The following is an 18942-nucleotide window of genomic DNA, read 5'->3' on the forward strand; positions in this document are numbered from 1 at the left end:
GCTGACTGCGTTAGGTATTGGACTTACTTCGTGGCCAGCGCATGGCCGAGTGCATCGAGTTGCGCAAGCATCCATTGCTGGAAGTTCACGCCCGCCGGCTGCGTTTCGGTCACGCTGACGCTCGGCACCTTCGACTGCTGCGCAAGGCCCAGCATGCGGCGCGTGAGCGCCTCGGTCGCCTGGCTGTTGTAGATCAGCACGCGCACGCGGCGCTCGCGCAGATCGCGCTCGAAGGCGGCGATATCGGAGGCGCTCGCCTCGGTATCGTTCATCGCCGCCAACTGGAAGCGCAGGTTGCGCATATCGAGGCCGATCGCATCCGACATATAGCCGAACACCGGTTCCGTCGCCGTGACCGGCTGGCCCTTGTACTGCGCGCGCAGCGCCGCGACCTTGGCGTCGATCGGCTTGAGCGAGCCGAGAAACGCCGCAAGGTTGGCATCGTACACGCTCTTGTGCGCGGGGTCTGCGGCGTCGAGCGCCGCGCCCACGGCGCGCGCCACGGCGGGCATGGTCTGCGGGTCGTACCAGAGGTGCGGATTGTCGCCCGGCTTCTTGCCAACGAGGTCCGCCGCGACGATGGTCACGCGCTGGCTGCTCTGGCCGGCGGTCGCGCCCAGCAGCTTCGTCATCCACGGATCGTAGTCCGCGCCGTTGTACACCACGACGCGCGCGTGCTGGAGCGCGCGCGCGGTCTTGGGGCTGGCTTCGAAGAGATGCGGGTCCTGATCGGGGTTGCTCAGGATGCTCGTGACGTTCACATAGGCGCCGCCAATCTGCTTGACCACGTCGCCGTAGAAGTTCTCCGCGGCCACCACGGGAATCGCCGTGTCCGCGGCACGTGCGGCGCCCACGGGACCGAACAGCGCGCCGAGCGCCGCAATGGCGAGCGCAGCCGAGCGGACGACGGGCGTTAGCGAAGCGGCGGCGTTGGCCAGCCGGCCGCGCGTGCGCAGCGTGGCGCGGGGGAATGCGAGCATGGTTCTATCCTTGACGAGAGCGAGGCACGAGAACGAGGGCGGCATGCCGGGCGTCTGGGCGCGACAGCACCCGGCGAAGGCAAAAATCCGTGAAGGCGAGATGATATAACGTATCACAAAGCTTGGCGAGTTAGCCTGTCAGGGGAGACGGCGCGAGGAACGCTGGGCAGGCGCGGTAAATGCTCCTCAGCGGGCGTTCGGCGGGCGCCTGGCGCGCCGCACCATCGAAATCCGCGCCGCTGGCGTTTGTCCGCCTTGACATGTGTGCATCCGTATCCGATCATTCGACCACCAAGAGAGCAAATGTTCATGTGATGGGCGGCGTCGGGTGGCAAGCCTGATGGGTCCATCGTCAAGAACGACAACGGAGACAACCCTGTGGCACATCCCGCGTACCCGGCGGCAGGACGTTTGCAGGACAAGGTGGCCGTGCTGACCGGCGCGGCAAGCGGTATTGGCGAGGCGGTCGCGCGCCGCTATCTGGACGAGGGCGCGCGCTGCGTGCTCGTCGACGTGAAGCCGGCCGACGCCATCGCGCCCGCGCTAATCGAAGCGTTCCCCGAACGCGTGCTCGCACTCAGCGCCGACGTCACGCGCCGCGAGGACATCGAGCGCATCGTCGCCAGCGCGGTCGAGCACTTTGGCCGCATCGACATCCTCTTCAACAACGCGGCGCTGTTCGACATGCGCCCGCTGCTAGACGAATCCTGGGAGATCTACGACCGCCTCTTTGCGGTGAACGTGAAGGGCATGTTCTTCCTGATGCAGGCCGTTGCGCGCCGCATGGTCGAGCAGGGCCACGGCGGCAAGATCATCAATATGTCTTCGCAGGCGGGACGGCGCGGCGAAGCACTCGTTTCGCACTACTGCGCAACCAAGGCGGCGGTGCTGAGTTATACGCAGTCGGCGGCGCTTGCACTCGCGCCGCACCAGATCAACGTGAACGGCATCGCGCCGGGCGTGGTGGATACGCCGATGTGGGAGCACGTGGACGCGCTTTTCGCGCGCTACGAACAGCGTCCGCTCGGCGAGAAGAAGCGGCTCGTGGGCGAGGCGGTGCCGCTCGGGCGCATGGGCTTGCCGGACGACCTCACAGGCGCGGCGCTCTTTCTTGCTTCCGCCGACGCCGACTACATCACCGCACAGACGCTCAACGTGGACGGCGGCAACTGGATGAGCTGAGTCCACCGAAGCATTCGGCGACTTCAACCCAGGCAGCACGACATAACGTAACAAACAAAGGAGACAACGCCATGAAACCCGCATTCCAGACCGTGCTGCGAACGCTCAGCGCGGGCGCGCTGATCGCCGCGGCCGGTGCCGCGCAGGCGCAGACCGTCACGGTCGCGATGTTGAATAACCCGGACATGATCGAGCTGAAGAAGCTCTCGCCGGCCTTCGAGAAAGCCAATCCGGGCATCAGGCTGAACTGGGTGATCCTCGAAGAAAACGTGCTGCGCCAGCGCGCCACGACCGACATCACGACCAACAGCGGCCAGTTCGACGTGATGATGATCGGCACGTATGAAGCGCCGCAGTGGGGCAAGCGCGGCTGGCTCGCGCCGATGACGGGCCTGCCCGCCGAATACGATCTCGACGACGTCGTGAAGACGGCGCGCGACGGTCTCTCGTACAACGGCACGCTCTACGCGCTGCCGTTCTACGTCGAAAGCTCGATGACCTATTACCGCAAGGACCTGTTCGCGGCGAAGGGCCTCAAGATGCCCGACCAGCCGACCTACGACCAGATCAAGGACTTCGCCGACAAGCTCACAGATAAATCCGCGGGCACCTACGGCATCTGTCTGCGCGGCAAGGCGGGCTGGGGCGAGAACATGGCCTACGTGACGACGGTGGTGAACACCTTCGGCGGACGCTGGTTCGACGAGAAATGGCACGCGCAGCTTACGACGCCCGAGTGGAAGAAGGCGGTGGGCTTCTATGTCGATCTGCTGAAGAAGGACGGCCCTCCGGGAGCGAGCTCGAACGGCTTCAACGAAAACCTCACGCTCATGTCCTCGGGCAAGTGCGCGATGTGGATCGACGCTACGGTCGCGGCGGGCATTCTCTACAACAAGTCGCAGTCGCAAGTGGCCGACAAGATCGGCTTCGCCGCCGCGCCGACGCAGGCAACGCCCAACGGCGCGCACTGGCTGTGGTCATGGGCGCTGGCGGTGCCGAAGTCGTCGAAGTCGCAGGACGCCGCGAAGAAGTTCATCGAGTGGGCCACCTCGAAGCAGTACATCGAAATGGTCGCGAAGGACGAAGGCTGGGCCTCGGTGCCGTCGGGTACGCGTATCTCGACCTATCAGCGCCCCGAGTACAAGCAGGCCGCGCCGTTCTCGGACTTCGTGCTCAAGGCGATCCAGACCGCCGATCCGAATCATCCGACCGCCAAGCCGGTGCCCTACACGGGTGTGCAGTTCGTCGGGATTCCTGAATTCCAGTCGTTCGGCACGGTCGTGGGTCAGAGCATCGCGGGTGCGGTGGCTGGCCAGATGAGCGTCGATCAGGCGCTCACGGCGGGCAACGCCGCCGCCGATCGCGCCGTGGCGCAGGCCGGGTATCAGAAATAAGCAGAAGCAAGCCTTGTCCTTGTCGCGAGACGCGCCCAGCCCGGCGCGCCTCGCGAAGCAAGATGCGGCGTCGTGCCCCCGCGCGGCGCGCAACAGAGAAGGGTGGTCCTCATGCGTCATCTTCATCTCCACATGCCTCTATTCCATCGAACCCGAGCGCCCAAACCGAACGTCCAGCAAGTGGAAACACGCCGCTCGGCCTCGCGCTGGCTCGTGTCGCCTTCGGTCGCCGTCCTGCTGCTGTGGATGACGATTCCGCTCGCGATGACGATCTGGTATTCGTTCACGCGCTACAACCTGCTGAACCCCGACCTCAAGGGTTTCGCGGGCCTCGATAACTACAAGTTCCTCGCGACCGATCCCTCGTTCGTGCCGTCGATCGTCCACACCATCGAGCTGATCGTGGCCGTGCTCGCGATCACCGTGATCGGCGGCGTGCTGATGGCGGTGCTGTTCGATCGCAAGTTCGTCGGCATGGGCGTCGCGCGCCTGTTCGCCATCGCGCCGTTCTTCGTGATGCCCACGGTGAGCGCGCTGATCTGGAAGAACATGATCCTGCATCCGGTCTACGGCCTCGTGGCCCTCGCGATGCGCGGGCTCGGCATGACGCCGATCGACTGGTTCGCCGACTATCCCTTGTTCGCGGTCATCCTGATCGTGGCGTGGCAATGGCTGCCGTTCGCGTTCCTGATTCTCTTTACGGCGATCCAGTCGCTCGACCAGGAGCAGAAGGAGGCCGCGAAGATCGACGGCGCGGGCGCGATCGCGCTGTTCTTCTACATCACGCTGCCGCACCTGCGCCGCGCGATTGCCGTCGTCGTGATGATGGAGAGCATCTTCCTGCTGTCGATCTTCGCCGAGATCTATACGACCACCGGCGGCGGTCCCGGCAACGCAACCACCAACCTCACTTATCTGATCTACTCGATGGGCCTGCAACAGTTCGACGTGGGTATCGCATCGGCGGGCGGCATTCTGGCTGTCGTGCTGGCGAACATCGTGTCGTTCTTCCTCGTGCGCATGCTCGCGCGCAACCTCAAAGGGGAGTACGAAAAATGAGCCAGGTTACTGCAACGCACGTACCCGAGTCGCCGCACGCCGTCAATCGCTCCTCGCCGCTGCAGTTCATCGGCCGCGTGGTGCCGGGGCTGCTCGCGTGGATCATCGCCATTGCGCTGTTCTTCCCGATCTTCTGGATGACGATCACGGCGTTCAAGACCGAGCAGCAGGCCTACGTGCCGACGATCTTCTTCATGCCGACGCTCGACAGCTTCCGCGAGGTGTTTGCGCGCAGCAATTACTTCGGCTTCGCGTGGAATTCGGTGCTGATCTCGGCGGGGGTGACCGTCGTCTGCCTGATCTTCGCCGTGCCCGCCGCCTATGCGATGGCGTTTTTCCCGAACCATCGCACGCAGAAGATCCTGCTGTGGATGCTTTCCACCAAGATGATGCCGTCGGTGGGCGTACTCGTGCCGATCTATCTGCTGTGGAAGAACACGGGCCTGCTCGACACGGTGAGCGGGCTGATCATCGTCTATACGCTCATCAATCTGCCGATTGCGGTGTGGATGGCCTACACGTACTTCAACGAGATTCCACGCGACATTCTGGAAGCCGGACGCATGGACGGCGCGGCCACGTGGCAGGAGATCATCTATCTGCTCATGCCGATGGCGGTGCCGGGTCTTGCTTCCACCGCGCTTCTCTTGATCATTCTTTCGTGGAACGAAGCATTCTGGAGCATCAACCTGTCGAGTTCGAACGCGGCGCCGCTCACGGTGTTCATCGCCTCGTATTCGAGCCCTGAAGGCCTGTTCTGGGCCAAGCTCTCGGCGGCCTCGCTGCTGGCGGTCGCGCCGGTGCTGATCGTCGGCTGGCTGTCGCAGAAGCAGCTCGTGCGCGGCCTCACGTTCGGGGCGGTCAAATGATGCAAGGGATGGATCGAGCCGCATTGATCTGCGACTGCGACGGCGTGCTGATCGACAGCGAAGCGGTGGCGGCGAGCGTGCTGGTGCGCGAACTCGAAGCGCGCTGGCCGGGCGCCGAGGTCGCGCCCGTGCTGATGCCGCTGCTTGGCCAGCGTATCGAGCGCGTGCTTGGCGGCACGAGCGAAGCGCTGGGTCGGCGTCTCACCGACGCCGATGTCGAGGCCATTCGCGCGGTGGCCGAGCGCGAAGCCGCCGAAGCCCCGCTCTTTCCCGGCGTGAGCGCGGCGCTCGACGCCATCTCGCTCAACAAGGCTTGCGCGAGCAACAGCTATACGGCCGTGGTGCGGCGCGTGCTGGCGCGCACCGGCCTCACGCGCTTCTTCGGCGAACGCATCTATTGCGCCGATACGGTCGCGAAGCCCAAGCCCGCGCCTGACGTCTATCTCGCCGCGGCGCAGGGTCTTGGCGTCGCGCCGCAGGCGTGCGTCGTGGTGGAGGACAGCGTGACGGGCGTGAGCGCGGCGCGCGCGGCGGGCATGACGGTGCTCGGTTTCGTGGGCGGCGCGCATGTGGGCGGCGACGCGCACGCGCTGGAGTTGCGCGAAGTCGGGGCGCAGACCGTCTTCGACGACATGCGCATGCTGCCCGCGCTGGTAGCGGACTGGATACAGAAAGCGCAGGCGCGCGCGCAGTGAGCGCGGCGCGGCGTACTGGATTGAACGTGCTGAAAACGCGGTGACTTGCGCAATCGGTCAAAGACCGGCGCACACACCGCAACGAATGGAGACACACATCATGGCAAGCGTGATCCTGAGAAACGTCCTCAAGCGCTACGACGACAACGAAGTCCTGCGCGACGTGAACCTCGATATCGCGGACGGCGAGTTCGTCGTCTTCGTCGGCCCCAGCGGCTGCGGCAAGACCACCCTCATGCGGATGATCGCAGGGCTGGAGGACATCAGCGGCGGCGATCTGACGATCGACGGCACGCGCATGAACGACGTGCCGCCCGCCAAGCGCGGCATCGCGATGGTGTTCCAGTCGTACGCGCTCTATCCGCATATGACGCTGTACGACAACATGGCGTTCGGCTTGAAGCTCGCGGGCGCGAAGAAGCCCGAGATCGACGCGGCTGTGAAGAACGCCGCGAAGATCCTGCACATCGACCATCTGCTCGACCGCAAGCCCAAGCAACTCTCGGGCGGCCAGCGTCAGCGCGTGGCGATCGGGCGCGCGATCACGCGCAAGCCCAAGGTGTTCCTGTTCGACGAACCGCTCTCGAACCTCGATGCGGCGCTGCGCGTGAAGATGCGGCTGGAATTCGCGCGTCTGCACGATGAACTCAAGACCACGATGATCTACGTGACGCACGACCAGGTCGAGGCGATGACGCTCGCGGACAAGATCGTCGTGCTGTCGGCCGGTAACGTCGAACAGGTTGGGAGTCCGAACACGCTTTATCACGCGCCCGCGAATCGTTTCGTGGCGGGCTTCATCGGCTCGCCGAAGATGAACTTCTTCGAAGGCGAGATCCAGCAGGTGGCGAGCGACGGCATCGTCGTGCGCTACGCCACCGGCGAGACGCAGAAGGTGTCGGTCGAACCGCGTAACGCGCGCGAGGGCGACAAGGTGACGGTCGGCATCCGTCCCGAGCATCTGCACGTGAACGCAGGCGAATACGGCGTGAGCGCGAAAGCGATGACGGTGGAGTCGCTCGGCGACGCGGCGTATCTCTACGCTGAATCGGCGGTCGCGCCCGATGGCCTGATCGCGCGCATTCCGCCGCTGGAAAAGCACGAACGCGGCGAGACGATGAAGCTGGGTGCCGTGCCCGATCATTGCCATCTGTTCGACGCGCAAGGCCTGGCGTTCGAGCGGCGCTTCGCGCAGGAAATGGCGGCTTGAGCTTGAATTGAGCAGGAGCAGGAGCGGGATCGCGGTGCTGCGCAGGCGGTGCCGCGCTGCGATCCGGTGGTGTCGTTGAAGTGTCGTTGTACTTGTCTGAGGTTGCCTTGCCCCAATCAAGGGACGCCCGCTTTCGAGCGGGCTTTTTTTCGCGCGCGGCTAGCCTGCGCTTCAGGCTTCCAGCGCCGCCCGTGCGCACGCCTCGTCGGTCACGAGGCCCGACAGCCAGCCGCCCTTGAGCACCGCGATCAGCGCCTCACGCTTGCGCGCGCCGCCCGCGAAACCGATGGTCGGGCGCTTCGGCGGCGAATCCAGATAGAGACTGGTCACGCGCCGTCCCGTCGGCGAATCGACGCGCTTGCCGCGCGCGTCGATCGGCAGGCCCAGCATCTCGGCGATCGCGCCGAGCCCCATCAACTCGTGCACCTCGTCCGTGGTGAGGAAGCCGTCCTCGTGCAGCGGGCAGTGCTCGCCGATATTGCCGATGCCGACGAAGGCCACGTCGGCCTCGCTGGAAAGCGATTCGACGATGCGATAGAGACGGTGATTGCACCACTGCGCGCGCTCGGCCTCGGTATCGGCGATCAGCGGGGCGGGCAGCAGGAAGTGCTTGCCGCCGGTTTTCTCGGAGATGTGCAGCGCGACGTCGTAGCGGTTGGACGAGCCGTCCTGGGCGATCGCGCCCACCATCGACACGAGGCGATGCTGCGGCCGCTCGATCTGCGCGATCTGATCGACGGCGGCCTTGAGCGTGCGCCCGCTGCTCACCGCGACGACCATCGGCCGCTCCTCGTTCAGATAGCGCTCCATCACCTGCGCGCCCGCCACGGCGAGCTTGCGGTCGATCGCTTCCTGGCTGTCGTCGTCCACGGGCACCACTTCGCACATGGAGAGGCCGTAACGCTTCGAGAGCTGGTCCGCGAGCGCGAGGCAATCCGCCAGTTGATGATCGACGCGTACGCGGATCAGGTTCTTTTCGACCGCGAACGCGACAAGGCGCTGCGCAACGGGGCGCGAGACCTGGAGCTTTTCGGCGATCTCGTTCTGGGTGTTGCCAGCCACGTAGTAGAGCCACGCGGCGCGGGTGGCGAGATCGAGTTTTTCGGTGGACTTGGGCACGGTGGAGATCGGCGCGGCCTGGGTTGAATAGGAGATACGGGGGGGACGAAGTGTACTTGATCCGTCGTCGTCCTTACGCCAGCCTTTCGCGCGCGGGGTCGAACAGCGGCCGCACGTGCCGGTAGAGCGCACGGTAGGCCTCGAGCCGTTCGCGCAGCGCTGCGTGGCGCGCGCCATCGGGCGTGTATTCGGCCGTGACGGGGGCTTTCGCGAGCACCGCGTCGAATTCGCCGCCCGCCGCGAGCCAACCCAGCCGGGCCGCGCCGAGCGCCGCGCCCGTTTCGCCGCCGCCGTGCTGACGCGTGGGGGTGTCGAATGCGTCGGCCACGAGCTGCGCCCAGTACGCGCTGCGCGCGCCGCCGCCCAGCATCGAGAGCGGGCCGACTGCGGTGCCCGCGGCGCGCAGGGCGTCGAGGCCATCGGTGAGCGCAAGCGTCACGCCTTCGAGCACGGCGTAGCCGAGCAGCGCGCGGTCGGTCGCGTGGGTCATGCCGAAGAACACGCCTTGCGCGTAGGGGTCGTTGTGCGGCGTGCGCTCGCCCGAGAGATACGGCAGGAACAGCGGCGCCTGGCCCAGCGTGCGCGCGTCGAGCCGTTCGACTTCGGCGAGCAGGGTGGGCTCGTCGGTGCCGGTGAGCTTGCAGACCCAGCGCAGGCAACTGGCGGCCGAGAGCACCACGCTCATCTGATGCCAGCGATCGGGAATCGCATGGCAGAACGCATGCACCGCCGAGGCGGGATTGGGCGCGAAGCGGTCGCCGATCACGCACAGCACGCCCGAGGTGCCGAGCGAGACGAAGCCATCGCCCGGCTGCACCGCGCCGATGCCGATTGCACTGGTGGCGTTGTCGCCGCCGCCCGCTGCCACGACGACGTCCTCGCGCAGTCCGAATTCGCGCGCGACGGCGGGCAGCAGCGTGCCGGACGGCGCGCTGCCTTCGGCAAGCGCGGGCATCTGCGCGCGCGTCATGTTGCAGGCGTCGAGCAGCGCGTCCGACCAGTCGCGTTTGGCGACGTCGAGCCAGAGCGTGCCGGCCGCGTCGGAAGGATCGGAGACCTTGCCGCCCGTGAGCTTCAGGCGCAGCCAGTCTTTCGGCAGCAGCACGCAGGCGGTCTGGCGGAACAATTCGGGTTCGTGACGCGCGACCCACAGCAGCTTCGGCGCGGTAAAGCCCGGCATCGCGAGATTACCCGCCACGCGATGCAACTGCGGCGCGCGCGCGGTCAGTTCCGCGCATTCGTCCACGGCGCGCATGTCGTTCCAGAGGATCGCGGGACGCAGGACGTTGTCCTCACGATCGAGCAGCACCGCGCCGTGCATCTGCCCCGAGAGGCCGATGCCGCGCACCTGGGCGAACTCGCCCGGGTGCTTCTCGCGCAACGCGGCAAGCGCCTGGCGCGTGCCGTTCCACCAGTCGGCGGGATTTTGTTCCGCCCAGCGCGGATGCGGGCGCGAAACGGTGAACGGCGAGCCCGCCGTGCCGATCACGCGGCCATCGGGCGCGAGCAGCAGAACTTTCACTTCGGAGGTGCCGAGGTCGATGCCGAGGTACATGGGCGCGCGCGGAAATCGTGAGGGGGAGGCGCTACTTTAGCCGCGCGCGCAGGGCGGCGCCATGCGCGCCGACCCGAGGGCGCATGGCGCGTCGAGCGAGGAGTGGAAACGATGCGTCGTCAAACGCTGCAGCCGCGTTGCGCGAGCCAGGCGTCGACGCGCGCGAGCGCTTCGCGCAGCGCACTCGTCAGCGATGCGTTCCCTGCGAGGCTGCCCCAAAGCAGCTTGTCGGTGCAAAAAGCCGCGAGCGGGTCGGGCGACTCGAACAGCTTCGCCACGGCCGGGCCGTCCATCACGCCGTCCTGGTACGGGTATGGCAGCGTGCCGGCGTTCCAGCGTTGCAGGAAGCGCAGGAACAGCGTAGGCAGGATGGCGGTGGCCGCAGGCGTCGCGCCGGCCGCAATGCGTTGGGCGATGGTAGGCGCGATAAAGCCGGGGATTTTCGAAAAGCCGTCGGCGGCCACGCGCTGATTGGTGTCCTGAATATACGGATTGCTGAATCGTTCGAGCACCACGTCGCGGTACTTCGCCAGATCGAGCGGGCTGGGCGTGAGGCAGGGGATCACGTCCTCGGTGACGTAGGCGCGCGCGAAGGCCTGGATATCGGCGTCGTTCGTCCCTTCGTGGATGTAGTCGAGGCCCACCAGCGTGCCCGCCCACGCGATACAGCTATGCGTGGCGTTGAGGATGCGGATCTTGGCTTCCTCGTAGGGCATCACCGATTCGACCAGCTCCGCGCCCGCGCGCTCCCACGCGGGCCGCCCGGCGCAGAAGTGATCCTCGATCACCCACTGGATAAAGGCTTCGCCCATCACCGGGCAGGCGTCGTCGACGCCGGTCGCGGCCTTCACGCGCTCGCGCACGTCGGGCGTGGGGCGCGGCGTGATGCGATCGACCATCGAATCGGGACAGGCCGTGTTCGTGTCGAACCATTCACGCAGCGCCAGTGCGCCGCGCAGGCTGAGGAATTCGCGCATCCCCGCATGAAAGCGCTTGCCGTTGCTGCGCAGGTTATCGCAGGTCTGCAGCGTGACGGGGCCGCCGCCGTGCGCCATGCGCGCTTCGAGAATCGCGGCGAGCGCGCCGTAGATGGTGGAGCGCGCGCCGTTCAGATCGGCGGCGAGATCGGGGTTCGCGGTGTCGAGACGGTCGTGCTCGTCGAGGTAATAGCCGCCTTCGGTGACCGTGAAGGCGATGATCTTGCAGGCGGGCGCGGCGCCCGCTTCGATCAGGCTTTTGAGGTCCGCCGACCACGGTAGAACGCGCGTGATCGAGTGGATCGACTCGTAGTGGCGCTCGCCCTGCGGCGTGACGGTTTCCAGCGTGTAGACGCCGTGCTGGGCGGCAAGGGCGTCCATCACGGGGTTCATATCGGCGCGGATATTGCCGACGGACAGCGACCACGCCGGCTCGTCGGGCTGGCGCGTGAGGTTCACGCGATGCAGATACCACGCCTGATGCGCCCGGTGGAACGACCCGGCGCCGATGTGCAGGATCACGTTCGCGTCGCTGCGTGCGTTGTCCATTGTTGTCTCCTGTTTTTGCCTTTCAGGGCGCTGCGCGCATTTGGCGTGCGCAGTTCGGTGTGCCCGTCGGCTTTCGAAATGATCATTTGCTCGATTGATGAACGAATGATCGTATTCGACCAAGCGAAAGTCAAGACGCAGCGGCGCGGATTTTGGTGATGCGGTGCGGGGGCGGGCGGGAGAAGGGGCGAGTGCTGCTCTGGTTGTGCGGGCGGACGGCGATGTTGTAGCGCACAAGATCCTCGCCTCGACAGCGGTGTAGCTGCCGAGGCGCTGGGATTTTTCAGATGACGAGCAATCGTGCCGGGCGCGACCGCTAACTGCAGGCGTTCTTTCGAGCGGCGTTCAGCATGCTCTGGAGTTCGGCATGCACGTCTTCGGCGGCAATATATGCGTCGTCATAGCGTGCGCGGGAATCGGCTTTGCTCGCATCGATCTCACGGCGTAGCCGCCGACGCGCGATACCCTCGCGCAGCGCGGACACCATGAAGTCGGATAGTGATTCGTTCTCGTGCAATACCTCTTCGGCGGCCCGGCGCAATTCGGGATCGACGAGCAACTGGGGCAACGTGACGGTCTCCATCCTGTCTCCTTGCAGCACAAAGCGATTGCAGTAGTTGTCAGCGCGAAGACGACTACCACTAAGCGCTAACGCGCTCCACCGCCGCCACCGCCTGCGCCGTCAGGTCGGCTGCGCAGCAGTCGATGACGATACGCTCCGGCATCGCGCGCAGCCATGTGAGCTGGCGCTTGCAGAGCTGGCGCGTTGCGAAAACGCCTTTATCGCGCATGGTCGCGTAGTCGATCTCGCCATCCAGATATTCCCAGGCCTGCCGATACCCGACACAACGCATCGATGGCAGATCCGCATCGAGATCGCCACGCGCGCGCAGCGCCTTCACCTCGTCGAGCAGACCGCCCGCGAGCATCGCGTCGAAGCGCTGCTCGATGCGCTTGTGCAGCACGCCGCGATCCGACGGTTCGAGCGCGATCGGCACGAAGCGGTAGCGCGCCGCTTCATCGTCCGTCGCCGCCTGGCGCGGCGCGGCCAGCAGCGTCGACATCGGCTGTCCGGTCAGCATGAAGATTTCCAGCGCGCGCTGGATGCGCTGCGAGTCGTTGGGCGCGAGGCGCGCGGCCGTGGGCGGATCGACTTCGGCCAGACGCGCGTGCAGCGCGGGCCAGCCGTCGCGGGCCGCGTCCGCGTCGAGTTGCGCGCGCATGGCGGCGTCGGCGGTCGGCAGGTCGTTGAGGCCCTGCGTGAGCGCCTTGTAGTAGAGCATCGTGCCGCCCACCAGCAAGGGCACGTTGCCGCGCGCGACGATCTCGCCGGTCACGCGCAGCGCGTCGGCGCGGAAGTTGGCGGCGGAGTAGGCGTCGGCGGGGTCGACGATGTCGATCAGGTGATGCACGGCCGCCGCGCGCTCTTCGGCGTTGGGTTTGGCCGTGCCGATGTCCATGCCGCGATAGACCAGCGCCGAATCGACGCTGACGATCTCGACCTCGCGTCCGCGCGCCTTCGACTGGGCGGCGAAAGCGAGCGCCGAAGCGGTCTTGCCCGAAGCGGTCGGGCCGAGCAGGCACGCGACCGGTAGTACGTGATCCGTCATGCTCATTGACCGCGCATGAAAAGACGATCGAGATCGGCGAGTGTGAGCTGATACCACGTCGGCCGGCCGTGATTGCACTGGTCGGCGCGCTCGGTGGTTTCCATCTGGCGCAGGAGCGCGTTCATCTCGTCGAGGGTGAGGCGGCGGTTCGCCCGCACCGCGTGGTGGCAGGCGAGGGTGCCGAGCATCTCGTGCTGGCGCTCGGTCAGCACGCGCGAGCCGCCGTAGGCGTGCAGGTCGGTGAGCACCGCGCGCGCGAGCGCCTGCAGGTCGGCGTCCTTGAGCAGCGCGGGCACCGCGCGGATCGCGATCGAGGTGGGTGAGAGCACCGCGAGGTCGAAGCCGAGCGCTTCGAGCGTGGCCTTTTCCTCTTCGACGGTGCCGGTTTCCACCGGGTCGGCCGTCATCGAAATCGGGATGAGCAGGGGTTGCACCGCGAGCGAGCGCTCGGCCAGCGCGTTCTTGAACTGCTCGTACAGGATGCGTTCGTGCGCGGCGTGCATATCGACGATCACGAGGCCGCGCGTGTTCTGCGCGAGCACGTAGATGCCATGCACCTGGCCGAGCGCGAAGCCGAGCGGGTGATCGTCGCGGGCGTCGAAGGGTTGCGCGGGTTGTGCCGTGGGCATGTCGAACGAGGCGCTGGCGTCGGCGGCCTGCGGCACGGTCGAGCCGTCCGCGGTGCCTGCACCGACATCCTTGCGGCCGAACAGCGCGTCATAGAGCGCGAGCGGCTGCGCGACGGGCAGGCTGCCTTGCTGCATGCGCGACTGGCGCAGCCACGTGTTGCCGCTGCCCGAACCGCTCGATCCTCCCGAGCCGCCGGAACTTCCCGCCCCGCCGAAGCTGAAGCCCGACCCGCGCGAGCCCGAACCGCCCGACGGAAAGCTGCCGCCTGATCCACCCGATCCGCCGAAGCTGCTCGCCACGCTGGCCGTGCCGAACGTGCCCGACGCCGGGCTGAAACCCGATGGCGCACCGCTCGTCGCGCCTGTTGCGCCGGAGCTGAGGCCGACCGATCCGCCCAGCACGCCCGCGCCCGGAATCGCACGCGGTTCGATCATCGCCGAATGACCACCCGAGGTGGTTTCGGGCGACGCACCCGCGTGCCGCGCAAGCGCGCGCTGCACGGCGTGGAACACGAACTGGTGAATCGAGCGCGAGTCGCGGAAGCGCACTTCGATCTTCGACGGATGCACGTTCACGTCGACCGCCTCGGGCGGCAGGTCGAGGAACAGCACATACGACGGGTAACGATCGCCGTGCAGCACGTCTTCATAGGCGGCGCGCACCGCATGCGTGAGCAGCTTGTCGCGCACGTAGCGGCCGTTGACGAAGAAGTACTGCTGATCGGCTCGATTGCGGCTTGCCGTGGGCAGCCCCGCACAGCCGTAGACGGCGAGCGCGCCCGCGCGTTCGTCGAGCGGCAGGTGGGCGGTCGCAAACGTCTCGCCGAGAATCTTCGAAACGCGTGTGGACGGATCGCTCGCGTTCCAGTGCTCGACCGCGCGGCCGTTGTGCAGCACCGAGATCGCCACGTCGGGCCGTGCGAGCGCGCTGCGGCGGATCATCTCGAGGCAATGGCCGAGTTCCGTCTGCTCGCTCTTGAGAAACTTGCGGCGCGCGGGCGTGTTGAAGTACAGCTCGCGCACTTCGATCGTGGTGCCCTGGCCGCCGGCGGCGGGCGAGAGCGCGCCCGTGTTCGCGTCGATCTTCACGGCATGCGCGGCGCTCGCGGGGCGGCTCGTGATCGACATGTCGGAGACCGAGGCGATCGAAGCGATCGCTTCGCCGCGAAACCCGAGCGTCGCGACGCTTTCGAGTTCCGCGAGCGAGCGGATCTTGCTGGTGGCGTGACGCATCAGCGCGAGCGGCAGCTCGGCTTCGGGAATGCCGCAGCCGTCGTCGGCGATCGAGATGCGCTTTACGCCGCCTTCGTCGAGCAGGATGCGCAGCGTGGTCGCGCCCGCGTCGAGGGCGTTTTCGAGCAATTCCTTCACCACCGAGGCGGGACGCTCGACCACTTCGCCCGCGGCGATCTGGCTGATGAGCTGGTCCGGCAGCGCCTGGATCGCGCGTGCGGGTTGCGCGGCGCGCGACTCGTGCGCGCTCCTGTCGATGGCGGGCGCGGCGTCGGTGGCCGTGTCGGGCGCGGTGGCGCCGGTGGGCTGGGCGCTGGGATCAACGCCGGGATCGAGATGGGCAGACATGCGCGCAATTATAGCGAGTCGGGGCAGGCGGCCTTGCGGCCCTGGTTTCGACACGGTTGCTGCGCATTGGCGGCGCTTTTGGCGAATTTTTGCGGATTTTCGTGGGAATTTTTCGTGACGACGGGCACTTTCGGTATCATGGCGCGGTCAATTTTGCTTCTCGCGCAACACCGGTTCTGCAAGCCTCGATCAACACAATGGGCCTGCCGGGCCATGACCAATAAGGGACACTTTTGGATACGCTGCTGCAGTTCGTCAATCTTGTCTTGCACATCGACAAGTTTCTCGGAGTCTTCATCCACCAGTACGGTGCCTGGGTCTATGCGGTCCTGTTCCTGATCGTGTTCTGCGAGACCGGCCTCGTCGTGCTGCCGTTCCTGCCGGGCGACTCGCTGCTGTTCATCGGCGGCGCGTTCGCGGCCACGCACGAAATGAATCTCGGGCTGCTGCTCACGCTGCTGATCGTGGCGGCGGTCACGGGCAACACGCTCAACTATCTGATTGGCCGCGCTATCGGCCCGAAGGTGTTCAATTCGCGCATTCCTGTGCTTGAACGCTTCCTTGACCGCGCCGCGCTGGAAAAGACCCACAACTTCTACGAGCGCCACGGCGGCAAGACCATCGTGCTCGCGCGTTTCATTCCGGTCGTGCGCACCTTCGCGCCGTTCGTCGCGGGCGTTTCGCAGATGAGCATGCAGCGCTTTCAGCTCTTCAATATCGCGGGCGCGTTGTTCTGGGTGCTGTTGCTCGTGCTGCTCGGCTTCTTCTTCGGCAACATCCCGTTCATTCGTCAGTACCTCAACGTGATCGTGCTGGTGGGGATCGGCGCGGCGATCGTGCCGGTGGTCCTTGGCGGCCTCTGGAAGATGATGCGCAAGAACGCGGGCGGCAATGCCGTGCGCGGGCCTAACGGTAATTGAGTGCAACAGAAGGAAATCGAGGGAAGCGATTAGACAACGCGCTTCCCCCATGAAAAAACGGCATCGTCCTCGCGGGCGATGCCGTTTTTCTTTGCACGGCCGGATTCGGCCGCGCGAGCGCTATGAGGCGGCGCGGCGGAAGATCGATGGCGTTTCCGGTGTCGGGTAGCCCGCGTCCCGGAAGGTCTCGACAATCGTGCGGTTCGTGTCGAAGTAGACCTGCCAGTAGGTATCGTTGTTCGTGTAGGGCCGCACGGCGAGCAGCGGGCCTTCGGGCGTGAACGAGAGGATCTCGACGTCCGGCGCGGGGTCCTGCGCCACATTCGGGATCTTCGCGAGCGCCGCGCGCAGACGGTTGGCCGCATCGACGGGATCGACGCCATTGGCGATCTTCGCGGTCAGCTCGACCCGGCGCACGGGCGTGGCGCTGTAGTTCGAGATCGTGTCCGAAAAGATCTTGTTGTTGCCGATGATGTTCACGACGTTGTCGGGCGAGATGATGGTCGTGCCGAAGATGCCCAGTTCCTTCACCGTGCCCGTCACGCCGCCCGCCGTCACGAAGTCGCCCACCTTGAAGGGGCGCAGCACCTGCATGAACACGCCTGCCGCGAAGTGCGCGAGCAGGCCGCCCCAGGCCGTGCCGATGGCGAGGCCCAGACCCGCGAGCAGCGCCGCGAACGAGGTCGTCTGCACGCCGAACACCTGGAGTATCGCCAGCACCAGAATCAGGTTCAGCAGCGCGGCGAGGATCGAACTCAGGTAATGGGCGAGGGTGGGATCGACGCGCTCGTTACGCGCGAGAATCTTGCGCAGGAAGCCGGCGACCAGGTTGATGGCCCAGCGCCCGACGATCCACAGGACGATCGCCGCCAGGACCTTGGTCCCGAAGTCGATGCCTCGGGTCATGATAAAGACGCGGATGGTTTCGAGATCCAAGATGCCCTCGCTTGATTCGGTGATTGAGCCGGAAAGACGCGCGAACTGCAGGAGACTGCATGTTGAAGCGACTGAAACGACGACTGTGCAACCGTGGGGGCGAGGCCTGGGAATTCCGGCGGGCAAGGTAGCGGGCCCGTCAACGCATCGCTTGTGCCTTTATAGGCCAAGCGGCGATCGCGTGCATCCTGCGTGCCCAGGCGCGCTGGGGTTGACCCCAGGCAAGACGCCGTGATCCGAAGACCGGGCATCGGCATCGGGCCTTCAGATCATCCGCATCGCATACGCATTCGGCGGTATCGTTGCGGGTTGCCTTGAACGCCGGTTTCAACGCCGTATCGAGCGCGTTCGGCCATCAGGACACCTACAAGGAGGCTTCATGAACCTGTCGAATTCCGATTTGCATCTCATCACGGTCAATCTCGAAGAGCTGCGGCCGACGCAGCGTACGGTCGGCTACCGTGAGGTGGAGATGAAGCGCGCGCACTGGAAGACGCTCGACAAGAAAGGCCGCGCCGCCGCGATCGAGAACCACTGGTTCCCGGCCGTGCTCGGCCCGAAGGGGCGCTACTACGTGGTCGATCATCATCACCTGGGTCTGGCCTGGCTGCACGAGGGCGTGCCGAGCGTGCGCGTCACGGTGATCAAGGACCTGTCGTGGCTGGAACCGACGATCTTCTGGCGGATGATGGAGCACAACCAGTGGGTGCATCCGTTCGACGCGGAGGGCGAGCGTTGCGGTTATGAGTCGTTGCCCAAACAGCTTTCCGGTCTCGCCGACGATCCTTATCGGAGCCTCGCGGGCGAACTGCGTGTGGCGGGCGGCTACGCGAAGGACACGACGCCCTTCAGCGAATTCCTTTGGGCCGACTTCCTGCGCCAGAAGGTGAGCGCTACGCGTGTGCAGAAGGATTTCGACAAGGCGCTCGCCGACGCGCTTGCGCACGCACACGATGTCGATGCGCGCTATCTGCCGGGATGGTCGGGTGTGGTGCCGCAGGCGGCGGCGAACGGCGCTCAGGGTGCGTCCGCCGATGCCGCGACGGACAAGGCGAAAGCAAAGGGCAAGGCCGGGAAGAAGTAACGGTTGAGTGCTGGCGCCGATGCGCTCACATCGGCAGCGTGGACTTGCTGTACGGCGACGTTTCGATCACGAGCGCGCCGTCCTTGGCGCGCGCCCCTGCATCGCGCCGGGCTGCCGCCCGCCCGGCGCGCCGCGCGAGGCCGAACGCGACGGCAACCGCGAGCGCATAGGCCACGGCGCGCGCGTAAAACGCGTTGACCGGGTGATAGACCTTCCATGCGCCGCCCGCATCGGCGAACACGAGGAAAGTGAGTGCGGCGTCGAACACGAACGCAATCGCGATCATGCCGACGAAAAGGCGCGTGCCGTGGACGGTGAGGTCTGGGCGCATCGCGCGGATGAACCAGCTCGCCAGTTGCACGGCGGCAAGCAGGGCGAGATTCGAGAGCAGGCAGCAGACGAAGTTGTACATGAGGCGGGTCGATGTCGAGCAGCTTTCCGGACGAAGGGCCGGGGAGCGGCGCGATCATGGCACGCCTCGTCATCTCGAAAAATCACCCTTGAATGCGTTTGCGCGCATGTCGACGCCTGCATGGGCGACGGCGCGCCGCGCGGCGCGGCTGAGGCGGCTTTGTGAAGCTTTGTCAGGCGAT

General features: G+C 66.1%; 16 protein-coding genes and 1 pseudogene. 8 read left to right on the top strand and 9 right to left on the bottom strand.

What is annotated here, in order from left to right:
- Nucleotides 1–23 precede the first annotated feature (23 nt).
- Nucleotides 24–1025 carry a metal ABC transporter solute-binding protein gene (locus U5782_RS31930; protein WP_322047869.1) on the bottom strand — a complete coding sequence of 334 codons (1002 nt, stop codon included), beginning with the start codon at nt 1023–1025 and terminating at the stop codon, nt 24–26.
- Between the two features lie 333 nt (nt 1026–1358).
- Between U5782_RS31930 and U5782_RS31935 the strand changes: the two genes are divergently transcribed.
- From U5782_RS31935 to U5782_RS31960, 6 genes are all read left to right on the top strand, one after another.
- Entirely contained in the window at nt 1359–2162 is an 804-nt protein-coding gene (locus U5782_RS31935) for an L-iditol 2-dehydrogenase (protein WP_322047870.1), read from the top strand.
- A 71-nt stretch (nt 2163–2233) separates the two neighbouring features.
- On the top strand, nt 2234–3556 hold the full coding sequence (locus U5782_RS31940) for a sugar ABC transporter substrate-binding protein (RefSeq protein ID WP_322047871.1): 1323 nt from the start codon (nt 2234–2236) through the stop codon (nt 3554–3556).
- Between the two features lie 111 nt (nt 3557–3667).
- On the top strand, nt 3668–4615 hold the full coding sequence (locus tag U5782_RS31945; protein WP_322047872.1) for a sugar ABC transporter permease: 948 nt from the start codon (nt 3668–3670) through the stop codon (nt 4613–4615).
- A complete protein-coding gene (locus U5782_RS31950) occupies nt 4612–5484 on the top strand; it encodes a carbohydrate ABC transporter permease (RefSeq protein WP_322047873.1) in 873 nt (290 codons plus the stop codon). The genes U5782_RS31945 and U5782_RS31950 overlap by 4 nt, the downstream gene beginning before the upstream one ends.
- Nucleotides 5484–6179 (top strand): HAD family phosphatase, encoded by a 696-nt coding sequence (locus U5782_RS31955; RefSeq protein ID WP_322047899.1) that lies wholly within the window; start codon nt 5484–5486, stop codon nt 6177–6179. Before U5782_RS31950 ends, U5782_RS31955 begins: the two co-directional genes overlap by 1 nt.
- A 100-nt stretch (nt 6180–6279) precedes the next feature.
- On the top strand, nt 6280–7389 hold the full coding sequence (locus U5782_RS31960) for a sn-glycerol-3-phosphate ABC transporter ATP-binding protein UgpC (RefSeq protein WP_322047874.1): 1110 nt from the start codon (nt 6280–6282) through the stop codon (nt 7387–7389).
- Nucleotides 7390–7560: 171 nt separating this feature from the next.
- Here the strand turns inward: U5782_RS31960 and U5782_RS31965 are convergent, their stop codons facing one another.
- The 6 genes from U5782_RS31965 to mutL form a co-directional block, all read right to left on the bottom strand.
- Complete coding sequence (locus tag U5782_RS31965) at nt 7561–8508, bottom strand: sugar-binding transcriptional regulator (RefSeq protein ID WP_322047875.1); 948 nt, start codon at nt 8506–8508, stop codon at nt 7561–7563.
- A gap of 73 nt (nt 8509–8581) precedes the next feature.
- On the bottom strand, nt 8582–10063 hold the full coding sequence (xylB, locus tag U5782_RS31970) for a xylulokinase (RefSeq protein WP_322047876.1): 1482 nt from the start codon (nt 10061–10063) through the stop codon (nt 8582–8584).
- A gap of 119 nt (nt 10064–10182) precedes the next feature.
- Entirely contained in the window at nt 10183–11589 is a 1407-nt protein-coding gene (dalD, locus tag U5782_RS31975; protein WP_322047877.1) for a D-arabinitol 4-dehydrogenase, read from the bottom strand.
- A 316-nt stretch (nt 11590–11905) separates the two neighbouring features.
- Nucleotides 11906–12172, bottom strand: coding sequence for a YlcI/YnfO family protein (locus tag U5782_RS31980; RefSeq protein ID WP_322047878.1), 267 nt, complete (start codon nt 12170–12172; stop codon nt 11906–11908).
- A 58-nt stretch (nt 12173–12230) separates the two neighbouring features.
- Nucleotides 12231–13199: a tRNA (adenosine(37)-N6)-dimethylallyltransferase MiaA gene (gene miaA / locus U5782_RS31985; protein ID WP_415914439.1), complete on the bottom strand. Its 969-nt coding sequence runs from the start codon at nt 13197–13199 to the stop codon at nt 12231–12233.
- Between the two features lie 2 nt (nt 13200–13201).
- Nucleotides 13202–15409, bottom strand: coding sequence for a DNA mismatch repair endonuclease MutL (mutL, locus tag U5782_RS31990; RefSeq protein WP_322047880.1), 2208 nt, complete (start codon nt 15407–15409; stop codon nt 13202–13204).
- A gap of 233 nt (nt 15410–15642) precedes the next feature.
- Between mutL and U5782_RS31995 the strand changes: the two genes are divergently transcribed.
- The gene (locus U5782_RS31995) at nt 15643–16329 is read left to right on the top strand and encodes a DedA family protein (RefSeq protein WP_322047881.1); all 687 of its coding nucleotides are present in this window, start codon (nt 15643–15645) and stop codon (nt 16327–16329) included.
- 120 nt (nt 16330–16449) lie between these two features.
- Here the strand turns inward: U5782_RS31995 and U5782_RS32000 are convergent, their stop codons facing one another.
- On the bottom strand, nt 16450–17265 hold the full coding sequence (locus U5782_RS32000) for a mechanosensitive ion channel family protein (protein WP_322047882.1): 816 nt from the start codon (nt 17263–17265) through the stop codon (nt 16450–16452).
- A 379-nt stretch (nt 17266–17644) separates the two neighbouring features.
- On the opposite strand from U5782_RS32000, the pseudogene U5782_RS32005 reads away from it, so the two are divergent.
- Nucleotides 17645–18259, top strand: a pseudogene (locus tag U5782_RS32005) (ParB-like protein); the annotation flags it as partial.
- Between the two features lie 115 nt (nt 18260–18374).
- Here the strand turns inward: U5782_RS32005 and U5782_RS32010 are convergent.
- On the bottom strand, nt 18375–18761 hold the full coding sequence (locus tag U5782_RS32010) for a hypothetical protein (RefSeq protein ID WP_322047883.1): 387 nt from the start codon (nt 18759–18761) through the stop codon (nt 18375–18377).
- Between the last annotated feature and the right edge of the window lie 181 nt (nt 18762–18942).

The organism is Paraburkholderia sp. J67, assembly GCF_905220265.1.
Classification (GTDB): Bacteria; Pseudomonadota; Gammaproteobacteria; order Burkholderiales; family Burkholderiaceae; genus Paraburkholderia.